Annotated in this window: 12 protein-coding genes and 2 tRNA genes; 9 read left to right on the top strand and 5 right to left on the bottom strand. The window is 51.9% G+C overall.

The genetic code is table 11. The annotated features are described in order from the left end of the window. Positions 1-11: 11 nt before the first annotated feature. Positions 12-554: a D-Ala-D-Ala carboxypeptidase family metallohydrolase gene (locus FDK21_RS21060; protein ID WP_114011224.1), complete on the bottom strand. Its 543-nt coding sequence runs from the start codon at positions 552-554 to the stop codon at positions 12-14. Between the two features lie 529 nt (positions 555-1083). Beyond that, on the bottom strand, positions 1084-1503 hold the full coding sequence (locus FDK21_RS06425; protein WP_114011223.1) for a VOC family protein: 420 nt from the start codon (positions 1501-1503) through the stop codon (positions 1084-1086). A gap of 77 nt (positions 1504-1580) precedes the next feature. Between FDK21_RS06425 and FDK21_RS06420 the strand changes: the two genes are divergently transcribed. The 7 genes from FDK21_RS06420 (at position 1581) to FDK21_RS06390 (ending at position 6322) form a co-directional block, all read left to right on the top strand. Beyond that, positions 1581-2348 (top strand): Sir2 family NAD-dependent protein deacetylase, encoded by a 768-nt coding sequence (locus tag FDK21_RS06420; protein WP_138147845.1) that lies wholly within the window; start codon positions 1581-1583, stop codon positions 2346-2348. Positions 2349-2614: 266 nt separating this feature from the next. After that, a complete protein-coding gene (locus FDK21_RS06415) occupies positions 2615-3196 on the top strand; it encodes a cold-shock protein (RefSeq protein WP_114011221.1) in 582 nt (193 codons plus the stop codon). 556 nt (positions 3197-3752) lie between these two features. Further along, complete coding sequence (locus tag FDK21_RS06410; RefSeq protein WP_245418536.1) at positions 3753-4142, top strand: DUF192 domain-containing protein; 390 nt, start codon at positions 3753-3755, stop codon at positions 4140-4142. 95 nt (positions 4143-4237) lie between these two features. Then, a tRNA-Pro gene (locus tag FDK21_RS06405) sits at positions 4238-4314 on the top strand. 96 nt (positions 4315-4410) lie between these two features. Then, positions 4411-4722 (top strand): ETC complex I subunit, encoded by a 312-nt coding sequence (locus FDK21_RS06400; protein WP_114011220.1) that lies wholly within the window; start codon positions 4411-4413, stop codon positions 4720-4722. Positions 4723-5158: 436 nt separating this feature from the next. Then, a tRNA-Arg gene (locus tag FDK21_RS06395) sits at positions 5159-5235 on the top strand. 148 nt (positions 5236-5383) lie between these two features. Beyond that, positions 5384-6322, top strand: coding sequence for an AEC family transporter (locus FDK21_RS06390; protein ID WP_138147843.1), 939 nt, complete (start codon positions 5384-5386; stop codon positions 6320-6322). Positions 6323-6410: 88 nt separating this feature from the next. Here the strand turns inward: FDK21_RS06390 and FDK21_RS06385 are convergent, their stop codons facing one another. The 3 genes from FDK21_RS06385 to FDK21_RS06375 all read right to left on the bottom strand — a co-directional run bounded on the left by FDK21_RS06385 (position 6411) and on the right by FDK21_RS06375 (position 9769). Then, positions 6411-7586 (bottom strand): response regulator, encoded by a 1176-nt coding sequence (locus FDK21_RS06385; RefSeq protein ID WP_138147842.1) that lies wholly within the window; start codon positions 7584-7586, stop codon positions 6411-6413. Positions 7587-7638: 52 nt separating this feature from the next. Next, positions 7639-8412, bottom strand: a complete 774-nt coding sequence (locus FDK21_RS06380; protein WP_138147841.1) for a hypothetical protein — start codon at positions 8410-8412, stop codon at positions 7639-7641. 148 nt (positions 8413-8560) lie between these two features. Beyond that, positions 8561-9769 carry an ATP-binding protein gene (locus FDK21_RS06375; protein ID WP_171021963.1) on the bottom strand — a complete coding sequence of 403 codons (1209 nt, stop codon included), beginning with the start codon at positions 9767-9769 and terminating at the stop codon, positions 8561-8563. A gap of 492 nt (positions 9770-10261) precedes the next feature. Between FDK21_RS06375 and FDK21_RS06370 the strand changes: the two genes are divergently transcribed. Together FDK21_RS06370 and FDK21_RS06365 are read left to right on the top strand one after the other, a co-directional pair. Next, entirely contained in the window at positions 10262-12034 is a 1773-nt protein-coding gene (locus tag FDK21_RS06370) for a glycosyltransferase family 39 protein (protein ID WP_138147839.1), read from the top strand. Positions 12035-12095: 61 nt separating this feature from the next. Next, the gene (locus tag FDK21_RS06365) at positions 12096-12944 is read left to right on the top strand and encodes a phosphatase PAP2 family protein (protein WP_138147838.1); all 849 of its coding nucleotides are present in this window, start codon (positions 12096-12098) and stop codon (positions 12942-12944) included. Positions 12945-13011 lie beyond the last annotated feature (67 nt).

Raw genomic sequence — 13011 nt, 5'->3', positions numbered from 1 at the left:
TCGGCGACAATTTAGCGTCGCGCCACCCTGCGGCGCTTCTTATTGCCACATCCCCAATACCAGTCCCGTCGATTGCCCACATCAACATGCACATAGGACGAGCGGCAATAGAGGCCGACGCCGCCAATGCCGGGCAGGGTGCGGGCAAACTTCACCAATGCCTGCTTGCTAACGCCCGGAACGCGAATATCCGCAGCCTTGCAATACATGTGCTGGGAGTTCTTTGCCCCACGCACCCGTCGATTGTGGGACTTTGACCGATAGCCGGACGTGATGACGACTTTCTTGCCATAGTGCTTCTCAATCTTGGTAAGCAACTTCACAAGGTCAGGCTTAAGACAGCCAAGCTGAACCTTGCCATGGGCCACCAGAAACCGCGATTTGCCGCTGCGGACCGGCTTGCTGTCCAACCCGTTGGCATAGGCCATCACAGTTCGCTTGGACATGCTGTTATGCGTACTGGTCGACATGGTGACACCATTGTTGCCAGTGGTCTGACACCCCGCCAGAACAAGTGCAAGAATGGCAAAAAGCCCAGATTTGAAACTCAACATCTATACTACCTCATCGCGGACACCGAGGGCCCACATCGTCATGGCGCAGCGAAGGTTGGGGGACACGGCTGCGCACAAGGGCTCTTGCCACGCAACACAATGAAGGTGCATGAGCGAAGGCCAAAAACAGTTCGCTTGCAGGGCCGGTCAGGCTCTGTTGCGGCGAACAAAAAACTGGAATTCGAGCCCTTCAAGGGCGTTCATCGGTGCGCCCGGACTTCATCGCCGCGCGTCGTTCCTTCGGATCTTTTTTGTCTTGCGAAGAAAGACGCGGTCACCATGGGGTACTTCTGTTGAACCCCAAAGGCTGACATGAGGGCAGCATCACGCATGCCGTCACGAAAGCGTGACCGGAAATGATGGTCAACTGTGACAGCATTAAGGCGTTGGGGCTGATCAAAAGGCCCATTTTTACGAATATTTGCCTCAAAAGGGCAGGTTTAATAACCGAATGCTTAATAGAAAACCCGAGCGACCAGCGGGATCGCTCGGGTAGGATGCAAATTATATCATTGCACCTGAAACAAACTTACCACTTGCCGGTATTTTCCATCGAAGCCCAAGGCTCCTGTGGTGGCAGGCTATCACCTTCCTGCAGCAACTCGATGGAGATGTTGTCCGGTGAGCGAATGAAGGCCATGCGGCCGTCACGTGGAGGACGGTTGATCGTCACGCCGGCATCCATCAGCTTCTGACAGGTTTCATAGATGTTGGGAACACTGTAGGCGAGGTGACCGAAGTTGCGGCCTTCATCATATTCTTCCGGATCCCAATTGTGGGTCAGCTCGAGGCAATTTTCATATTCCCCGTCAGTAGAAAGGAAAATCAGCGTGAAGCGACCGGATTCATAGTCGTTTCGGCGCACTTCCTTCAGACCCAGTTTGTTGCAATAAAAGTCGAGAGACTTTTCAACGTCGGCGACGCGCACCATAGTGTGCAAATATTTCATGGTATGAATTCCTCGATTCAAACAAAGACCAGTTCAGACACGGACTCGGTCATTTACGTAAGCACAGGGAGCGGTGGATGCAAGACACAGTTTCAACCCGACATACACAGGACCCCGCGCAACTGCTTCTGAAGCTGATTGATGAAGCCTCTTCCATCGTCGCCTTTACCGGTGCGGGCATCAGCACTGAAAGCGGTATTCCCGATTTTCGCTCCCCCAATGGCATTTGGTCGAAAATGGAACCCATCCAGTTTGCCGATTTTGTTCGCTCTGAAGCCGCACGACGGGAAGACTGGCGCCGCCGTTTTGTCATGAACGAAGAATTTGCGATCGCCGAGGCCAATGAAGGGCACAAGGCGCTTGTGCGCTTGCAGGCGATGGGGAAACTGACCTGTACCATCACGCAGAATATCGACGGGCTGCATCAGAAAAGCGGGCTGTCCGATGACCATGTCATCGAGATCCATGGCAACAGCACCTATGGCGCTTGCCTTGATTGCCAGACCCCAATGTCTCTGTCTGATGCAAAGACCCATATCGAGACGCATGACAAAGCGCCACGCTGTGACGCATGTGGCGGTCTCGTCAAAGCGGCTGTCATTTCCTTCGGGCAGGCAATGCCTGAAGACAAGATGGACGATGCCCTCACACATATTCAGATGTGTGACCTGATGATCGTGTTGGGATCGTCGCTTGTGGTCTATCCTGCAGCACGTCTGCCAGAGATCGCCAAACGCAATGGCGCAAAGCTTGTCATCATTAACCGCGACCCAACGCCACTTGATGACATGGCAGATCTTTGCGTGCATGGAGAAATCGGCAAAGTTATGCAGTCCATTCGTTGATCTGGCAGCATTCAAACAGGCCCAGATCCGGCATTGCTATGCAGACCAAACACAAAAAGACAGCGACTCCCGCTTTCTACTTATTTGGACTGTAAATAGACGAGCGATTTTTTGCCCATGCGTGAGAAAAACAGGGCGCAAAAACGAAACCTGCAAAAAGTAAAAAATTATTGATGCACTCACGGTGGCAAATGGTATCCTCCTTTTGAGAATCGACCATAGTATTGAGTCGGGAACGAGGCTACGCAAAGCATTGAGGCACTAAGATGGGGGTGAAAAACGCACCGGAGCGGCAACCCGTTGAAAGTGAAGCATCTGAGGACCAGTCTGTTGACGTCATTCAGGTTGCTGGCAAGATCAAATGGTTTGACGTAGCCAAAGGCTTCGGCTTTATCATGGCTGATGACATGAGTGCCGACATCCTCTTGCATGTGACTTGCTTGCGTCGTGACGGATACCGGACCGCATATGAAGGCGCTCGGATCGTCTGCGAGGCGCTCAAGGGTCCCAAGGGCCTGCAGGCCCTTCGAATTCTGTCCATGGACGAAAGCACAGCCCTCCATCCTTCCCAACTGCCACCTGCCAACACCCATGTCAAAGTGACGCCAACCAGTGAGCTGGAGACCGCTTGGGTCAAATGGTTCAATCGGGAAAAGGGCTTTGGTTTCCTCACGCAAGGTGAGGGGACCCCGGATATCTTCATTCACATGGAGACTCTGCGGCTTTATGGCCTGACCGAACTACGCCCGCATCAGGAAGTTATGGTGCGTTATGGACCAGGGCCAAAGGGCAAGATGGCGACCGAAATTCGGCCCTCTACTGGCGGCCACATTCCACCATCCCATTGAGTTTTGCGGCATTGCTCGGCCAATGCACGTCGAAAATCACCTCTCAGCCTTGTGTTCATGCAGCAGTTGAGGCGTGATCGGCTTTTGTATTTCTGTGGCTATTTGACCCTTGAGCGTGTGCTGAAAGATTCCTCTCGCAATGATAGCATTGCTGCGGTAGCCGATAACCAAAGCAGGAACCGTTTCGGGCGTACTGCTCGGGCACTCGTGCAAAAGAGCGCCTGTTCGTGTCGACTACCACCCCCAACTTTGCTTGTTGAACAATCAACATTGGTTGAGCATCTCGACCTCACTCGTGGAAATATTGTATGATCCATGCAAGCGGCAGAGTGCATCGGCCCTTGGTGAGTTCTGAGCGCGTTGCGGGTCTCTTATATTCCCTTGTTGTTCTTTCAGTTGCAGTCGAGACATGTTCATGGCCTCAAGATTTTTTGCGTTTATGGTTTCCTTGGTAAAATGCTGTCTGGCGGTGAGTCTGATGTTTGTCACACTCTGCGTCATTGGACCGGGTACTTTCATCCAAGCTCAAGCCAACCCGACAGCGAGCGCTGACAAAATGAATGCTAAACTCATCATTCAGTCCGGTGAAAAGCGACACAATTTTTCAATAGAAATTGCCGACGATGATGCCACGCGTGCCAAGGGTCTGATGTATCGCACCAAAATCGCGCCGGACCACGGCATGCTGTTTGACTTTGAAAAGACCGAACAGGTCTATATGTGGATGAAAAACACCTATCTTTCCCTCGATATGCTGTTTGTCAGTGCCGATGGCACCATCCGTCATATCGTCAAGAACACCACGCCCTTGTCCCAGTCGATCATCAGCTCCGGTGGCCCGGTGCGCTATGTTCTGGAAGTGAAGGCCGGGACTGCAGACCGACTGGCACTTTCTCGCGGCGACAGGCTCCTGCATCAATTGTTCACACCCCCCAAGGCAAAATGACGAGGTGGGTGACTTTGCGCTTGCTCCTTTTGAATGCGGTTGCTATTCAATCGCCATCTTCGTTGGCTGCATAACGCACCCTTGCGAAAATATGTCGGAGCGTAGCGCAGCCTGGTAGCGCACCTGATTTGGGATCAGGGGGTCGGAGGTTCGAATCCTCTCGCTCCGACCACTTCTTTCAGCAAATGATTGAAATCTGTAGGCACGGGCAGTATCTTGCTCCGGCGTGGTGACTCATGGACTAGCACCACCAAAGGGGAGAACATCGATGGCAAAAGCGCGCATTTATCAACCGGCAAGGAATGCAATGCAGTCCGGCATGGCCAAGGCCAAGCATTGGTGCCTGAAGTTCGAGCCCATTCAGGGTAAGAATGTTGAACCCTTGATGGGCTATACAAGTTCCACAGATACGCGCCAGCAACTCGATTTGACCTTTGAAACCAAAGAAGATGCAATTGCTTATGCCAAGCGTCATGGCATCGACTATCAGGTGAGTGAGCCCAAAAAGCGCAAGCGGATCGTCAAGGCCTATTCGGACAATTTTGCGATCAACCGCATTGATGGCAATTGGACGCATTGAGTCCAACCCCACATTTGCCTGAAGAATGCATCACAGAAAACCAAAACCGTTTTTGAGCCGATCAGACAATCTCTCGTGATCCGCGCTCTAACAATGTCTTGCATTATTCTGTCCCAAGCAGGTATTGCCGAGGTCTGACGACACCGGTGAAAAGACGCCATTGCGTCCTGTGGCCGGGTCAGACGGGTTTTCAAAATCCTTGTTTGGCAAGTTATCAGACGCATGCGTCGCCCTGATACTGGTCAAACGGACACAGCCTATGGCGCGTCATTCACAACTGGTCTCAAGATTTCCAAAAAACTGATTGAAAAGCACCAGTGAGACCCTTAAAAGTGGCCTCCAAATTGCAGTAATCTCAAATGAGATGCGAGACGGACCTTTCCGCATCTCGCCGCATGCCGGCCGAAGCAAGAATATCTCATTGTTTCAACGTGTTGGCCCCTTAGCTCAGTTGGATAGAGCAGCTGACTTCTAATCAGCAGGTCGAGGGTTCGAATCCTTCAGGGGTCGCCAGCTTTTCCAAGGTTTCAGCCGTGCATTGCCGGTGGTTTCTTCTAAACCCAACCTCTGCGTCAAATAATCCAAGCCACACCTTCAATCTTGCCAATGGTTTGACCGCGTGAAACGATAAGTGCCTCTTGACCCCGCATGTGAGGCGATCATGTCCATTTTTGACTCCCTGCTTCCCATTTTGTTTCTGATTGTCTTGGGTACGGTGCTGCGCTGGACCCAGTTGGTCAGCAGCGACGTCATCGAGGGTATAAAGAAGCTGATCGTCAGTCTGATCTTGCCGAGCGTTCTGTTCACGGTCTTTCTCGACATGGAGATGAAGATCGCCTATCTGGGACTTTGGTTGCTCGTGGCGCTAATCTGCTTGGGGCTTTATGGGTTGGGACTTCTCTTTGGGAAATGGCTGGCGCCGCACCATCCCTGGTTTCCATTTTTGTTCACCGGCTTTGAATATGGCATGTTGGGTGTAAGCTTATTTGGTGGTGCCTATGGCATGGAATCGGTTGGCTATATTGCTATTGTCGATCTGCCGCATGAATTGTTCATTTGGTTTGTCTTTGCACCAATGCTGATGGTGCGTCGAGATGGACGTTCCAACCCGTCGGCGATCCTGAAAATGTTTGTGACATCTCCTGTTACCTTGGCATTGTCGGCCGGGCTTGTGCTAAATGCACTGGGACTCGCTGAGATTGTCAAAACAGCACCCGTTTTCTCAAGCTTTTATGCAACATTCAAACTGCTAACCGTCATGGTTGTGCCGCTGATCTTGCTGGTTGTGGGATATGGCATCAAGGTCCAACGCGAAGGTTTGGGAGATGTGGCTCGATTGGTGATCCTTCGGTATGGTCTTGTCGTGCCAGCGGCCTTGCTGCTCAATCACATTGTGATCGACGGGTGGCTCGGCTTGGGGGCTGGCTTTCAGGCCGCATTCTTTATTTTGCTGATATTACCACCACCCTTCATCATTCCTCTTTTTATGCAAAAGGCGAGCGAAGAGGAAATGGCATTTGTGAGCAACAGCTTGGCGGTATCAACCGTTATCAGTCTGATTTGTTTTAGTCTCTATTTGATAATAAACCCGATTGTTTGAAGCACCAATCACAATGCCCAGCCAACAGTTCAACAACACTGAGGCTTTCTGGAAAGTCATAGCAAAGTCGTGATTGGATAAGGACGGGTTAGTTGAGAGCGTCGATATTCAAAGGGATGCGGAGCTTGATTTCCGTATTGTTGTCCCGACGGCCCATTGCCCAGCTGCCTTGAAGACGCTTGAGGATATGATCAGCCACGAGAAAGCTGCCTGTCCGCTCTTCGCCGAACAAGTTGGAGAGTTGCATGACCTCGCGGCCTTCATAATCATAATTCTCAACTTCGGCATCTTCGGATGCGCCGAATTCGGAAATGAAAATCTCCAGATTTGTTGGCTGCAGCTCGTAACTGACTGCGATGTCGCTGGCCATTTCCCCATGACGAATGGCCCCGCGAAGCGTAATGGTCAGCAGATCTTGCAGCAGCATGGGATCAGACAGGATGATGGAATCCTCAACCTGTTCGTAGAAACTCACCCGTTTGCTGAACTGCTCAGCCTCCAAACTGCAGGCTTCGACCGTGCTTGACAGCAACTGACTGACGTCGAACGGCGAGAGGACGACTTCTGATCGTTTGTGGCCATTGCTCAGACTCGCATTCATATAGGGCATTTCATTGCGAATGCCCGACAGACATGCGATCGCATCGGCCAGATGACTTTTCGCCTCCTCCCTCGTGTGGTTGTGAAGAGACGACATGGCTAGCACGGAATAGCCATGCACCTTATCCAACTGAGACCGCAATGACCGCATCCAGGCATCGGTCCTTTGGTCTTCGTCGAGATGGTGCTGGGTATTGGCGCGGCGTTTTGATGCCGCGTAAAACACCCGTTGCAACAGTTTCTCTAGGGTAAGATGGGATAGATTCTGCTTGGCTAAGAAGAAGTCGGCACCGGATTCAAGGCTCAAACTCTGAAAGCTTTCATCATCCAGCGAAGACATGACCACCATCATATGCGGAGCGCCTGATCTGGAGGCGAGTTCCTGCAGCAGGGAAACAGACGATTCTTCTCCCATCCAATAATCGAATAGATAAAGATCGAACTCTTGCTGGGTGCAAAGACGGCGCGCCTCTCTGAGAGACGAAGCCGTTTGAACCTTCAAGTCGAAACCGTTTGCCTGTTGCAATAGCCAGCTAACATAGCGAATGTCGATCGGATCATCGTCGATCAACAGACACGACATCTGAACCGAATGACCCCCATAGTCAGCGCCATCAGAAACAGGGCTAGTTTCCGATATATCATCCATCAAACTGCCAGCCATAGTCTTCCCCCAAGCTCCAGCCGTCTCTTAAAGGTAATAGACAAAGCGGATTTCACAAATGCAATTTAATGGAGAAGCCTTCCCGGCCAGAAAAGTCTTCTGACAAAGTCCAACCGTGACGCTTGCATACCTGGGCACAAATACTCAATTTCAGCCCGGTACTCATATCGATGTCATTGGTGCTGATGGTTGTGAATGGCTCAAATAGTCCGGATTTTCCCGTGGTTTCAAAAACATAACCAGAGACCGAAATGTCGAGCGTCCTCGCGAAGGGTGAAACCTCGTCCGAATGCAATGATATTTTGATCAACGGCGACAAATCATAAGATTTGAACAGAAATATCAACAGGTTGTTAAAAAGGAGGGTCAGCAGCATTCTGTCGGCTTGGACCAAAATCTCTTCATCACTTGCAAAAGTGACTCGATCATCACCAAGCCCCAAGCTGAGTCGGCATGACTCTACGATTTCGACGAAGGAAACAGTCTCGCAGTTTAGTGGTAGAAAATGCGCGGAACTGAAGGCGCGGATTTCATCCAGTCGAATATCAAGTTCTGCCGCCCGGTTCTTGATCATATCGACAACGGTTAGCGTCTCCTCATCAACCACTCTCTGGGTGTTCTGAACCAGTATTTCGCTAAGTTGAGCGATTTGCCTGACAGGTGCTTTGACATCATGGGCTATACGCCGACTGACTTCATGATACGACTTGGAAGAGTGTGGGAGATGGTCGTTGGCCTGTGCTTGAGCATGTTGATCAAGCTGCCTTTCCAATGCATAAATATAGTCAAACAATTCATCTCGAGAAAGAAGAGTAAGATCTGTCACATATGCACCCAAAAAACCATTGATTGATCGGTCGCGGTCGCGATCCGGTCCACAGGCTGAAGACTAGCACGAGAGTCCGCGCGTCGGTCAAGGAAAGCCGCATCCCCAAGGAGGGTGAGACGCTCACGCATTTTTCTCACAGCTGGCTTCACTGAATGGCAGGCAATTTGAGCGTCACTTTCGTTCCCACTCCGGGCTGACTTTCAATCAAAACACCTCCCTGATGACTGACGGCAATTCGATCCACGATCGATAGTCCCAGCCCGGTGCCTTCCTGAGACAGCTCCGGTGGCAATTTGCAGCGCCCAAATGGGGCTTTTGCGATTTTGATGTCGTCTTGGCTCATGCCGATGCCGGAATCCTCGATCGACACACAGTGGGTTTCGCCGCATGAATGTACGCGAACCGCAATATGCCCGCCATCTGGCGTGTATTTTATCGCGTTGGACAGAATGTTGACAATGGCTTGCGTAATCAAGGACGGCTGACAATAGACCGGAATGGCCTCATTTGATGGAGAAAGATCCACGTTGATGGACTTGTTCTGAGCCAAGATCAGCACAAGCTCAAGCGCCTTGTCTACCAACAGATTAAGGTTGGCCTGTTCAAACGGCCCACCAACGCTGTTGATCTTGTCGCTCGCGCTTAAGACAAGATTGTTGATCACTTCGAGCAAATGCAATCCGCCCGACCGGATCAAGTTGGCATAGTCACGATACTGATCTGGAACCGGCAAGTTGAGGCAGTTGCTTGAAATGATCTCTGCATACCCCATAATTGCATTCAATGGCGTCTTCAGATCGTGGCTCATGTTGGCATAGAAAGCATTCTTCGCTCGGGTCGCTTCCTCAAGATCAAAAATGGCCCGATGAAGCTCTTGTTCCAGTCTGTGATTGTGCAGAGCGGTGGTTATTGTGGCTTCCAGCATTTTAGAATTGAGCTGTTCTTTGTCGATACAGCTGACAGCACCGGCTTTGAGGGAGATCTTTTGGATATCCGGGGCCAACATCCCTGTAATCAGGATCATCACGCAATCAGACTGACGGCCGCCAAAAGCGCTCATAGCAAGCACGCCGGTGTCGTCTCCCAAACAGAAGTCAATCAGAACAACATCATAGCGACGGTGAGTGGCAGCAAGCTTGGCTTTGGCAAGAGAAGACGCTCGGTCAATTTTGGCGCTGTATCCTTTGGCTTCGAGCATGAAGCGTTTGATGATGTGAAAATCAAAATCATCATCTTCAACAATGAGCACACTCAACTGCTCTTTTTGCGCAAGAGATTGTCCATGCCAGCCCTGATCATCATTTGGGACTGGACAGCTCTCAACGGCGTCCAACAATTGACTCTCATAACGCATAAGTTCGCCCCCTTTCCAGAAACTGGCATACGAACTAACAACGCAAAATGGCGACATAGGTGATTCTTCCTACGTAAGTTATTTGTAACATGCAAATATAAGATGATCAATCGCAATACTTTCACTCCCCTGGCCGTTACTTGAAAATAATAGACAGAATCACTCAAAAGCATGGAATCGGAACTGGATATTTGCTGCACTACCGACCATGTTTGAAATTCATTTGTGACAATGACGATTTCTTTCACAATTGAAGTAGTGCAATCATGTGGCGGCAAACCTCAAGACAAGCGCGTCCCGCTGCGCAACCCGATGGAGTGGTAGCAACACGTAAGGCTTTACTGCACTGCCATTTATCCAACGCGTGCACACCCTCAGTTTACACAGTGAATTCATTCCTTTCCCTGTGCAAAGGGTATCAAATCCGGTAAGACAAGCCATCTCTCGATCCTTTTTCGCCGCGAGCGGAAGTGACAAGACAAAGAGGCTACCATGTCTGACACCGGCCTGTTTCCAAACGATCCGTCTTCACCGGACAACCAGCCACGCTGGCAGTCGGGCCCGGCTCAGCCACAACCTGAACCAGATTGGATCACATCACTGAGTGATGCGACGGAAAACTGGCTCTCTGCCCTTTGTTCCTCACGTCTCAAGGCCTTTCTGGCGCTGATGCTGTTCGCCTTGGTGTGTTTCATGCCCGGCTTTAACACCATTCCTCCCGTCGATCGTGACGAAGCCCGATTTGCGCAGGCCTCCAAGCAAATGATGGAAAGCGGCGACTATGTCGATATCCGCTTTCAGGATGGCACCCGCTACAAGAAACCGGTTGGGATCTACTGGCTTCAGGTTGCCGGTGTCAAAATTTCAGGGCAGGGGGAAGATGCCGGTATCTGGGCCTATCGTCTGCCTTCCATGGCCGGTGCGTTGCTTTCTGTCGGCTTCACTTTCCTGATTGGCATGCGTATGGCCTCTGTCCGTGTCGGATTTCTGGCAGGCATCGCCATGTCGGCTGCGATCTTGCTTGGGGTCGAGGCACGATTGGCCAAGGCCGATGCCATGTTGCTCGCGACGATCCTTGCCGTGCAATGGCTATTGTGGGAGCTCTATGAAAACCGAGCAGGATTGAAGCGCTATCAGGCCTCCATTCTCTGGGTGGCTCTGTCTATGGGCATTCTGATCAAGGGGCCGATTGTCCTGATGGTCTCGGGCCTGACCGTCCTTTTGCTCGCCGCACAAGAACGCTCTTTTGCATGGCTGAAGGGCACACGGTGGAAGCTTGGTATTCCGTTGATGTTGTTGATCACGCTGCCATGGTTCATCGCCATTGGCCTGCATACGGACTGGGCTTTCTATGTTGACTCGGTCGGCAAGGATATGTTGGCCAAGGTTGCCACAGGCAAGGAATCTCACGGTGCGCCTCCGGGAACCTATCTCGCAATTTCCAATCTGACATTCTGGCCTGTCTCCATTTTTCTGCTCTTGTCCCTTGGCTGGGTCTGGAACCAAAAGAAACAACATGCGGTGCGCTTCGCCCTGTCTTGGATCTTGCCCACCTGGGTGATCTTCGAGCTGGTCTCCACCAAGCTGCCGCACTACGTCCTGCCGACTTTCCCGGCATTGGCTTTGTTGACGGCCTTGGCATTGGAAAATCGCGCAACGAGCTGGAATAAGCTCTGGGCCAAAATTATCGCTGGGTTCGTGCCGCTGATTGCCGCCATTCTCGGCATCGGCGCCCCGATTGCCCTATTCATCATTGAAGGCGTAATCAACCCCGCAGCGCTGGGGCTGGGCCTTGTTGCTGTTGGTCTCAGCCTGTTGTCCTTCTCGGTTCTGGTGCGTGGGCGGGTGATGGCAGCCTTCCTATTGGCAGCACTCGTGGCTCCGGTCCTGTATCTTTCGATCCATGGCACCATTTTCCCGGCCCTGAACAATGTCTGGCTATCAAATCAGATGGCAGCATCTGTCAATCGCAACAAACCCTGCGAGTCGATCGAGTTGGCCAGCGTTGGCTACAGCGAGCCAAGTCTGGTCTTTTTGATGGGCACGGATACGCAACTGATCGATCCCAGCCAAACCAAACAGGCCGCTGACTTTCTGATTGAAGCAGGGTGCCGGATGACCATCATTGAACAAAGCAGGGAACCTGCCTTCCTTGAAGCCATCGGCAACCGGGCCGACCTGATCGAGGCCGTCGATCACGTGAAGGGTTTTAAACTGAATGGTGGTAAGTGGCAAAGTTTCGCCCTATATCGGATGAAAATGTAAGCCAGACCGCAAAACCAGACCACCAGCCCGGCCTCGTGCTGAGACAATTTTGGAACAATTCATGTCCCTGCTTGCCTCTATTCCCCGTGCTATTTTTCGCCTGAAAGACCAGTGGAAGCACTTCCGCACGCTTCGCGCCGTCCGGTCTTTTCAGGTGCGGTCCGGGCATTTTGGCTCCGCTGTTCGGCATCCCGATTGGCTTTTGATCCTCGCGGTCGTTGTCAGTCTCATTGCCATTGGGTTTCTTTTCGTTGATCAAGCCGCCGGCCACTGGAAGTCAACCATCTCGCCGCAGACCTATGCCTTCTTTCGCACATTGACGGAAGTCGGCAAGTCCGAATTTCTTTTGGTGCCCGCCGCCTTGGCCATTCTCCTGCTCGGCTTGCTTTCGTGGGACCATTTGCCTCGGTCGGCCAAGGCAGTGCTGACCAACTACCAACTGTTGGGACTCTATGCCTTTGTTGCTGTCGCTGGCTCGGGCATCTCAAACAACCTTTTCAAAATGGCCATCGGACGCGCACGGCCGCGCCATTTTGATACCCTCGGTCCTTTTCATTTTGACCCGCCGGGCCTGTCCTCGGGCTTTCAGAGTTTTCCATCCGGTCATTCGGCGACAGCAGGTGCCATGGCGATCATTTTCCTTCTGCTCTTTCCTCGCCTCAAATGGATCTGGCTTGGTCTGGGGCTGTGGGTGGCCGCATCACGCGTCATTGTCGGGGCGCATTACCCTTCCGACACGGTCGCCGGTTTTGCCTATGGCGCAAGCTTTGCGTGGCTATTGGCCCTGTGGTTTGCCAACCGCCGCTTGCTGTTCCGTGGTGAAAAAGGCTTGATCCGCTTGCCCTCCAGTCGCCCACTGGCTATATCGAAGCTGCTCAAGGCTCTTCACTTCCTGCGCCACAAGGCCTAGGACCAAGCCGAAGTGCAGGGCGACCGGCGTCCGAGAGCAACAACAACGCCCGATCAAGGGCAAGTTC

It is taken from the genome of Cohaesibacter sp. CAU 1516 (assembly GCF_005771485.1).
GTDB lineage: Bacteria > Pseudomonadota > Alphaproteobacteria > Rhizobiales > Cohaesibacteraceae > Cohaesibacter > Cohaesibacter intestini.
This window is presented reverse-complemented; position numbering and strand designations above follow the sequence as displayed.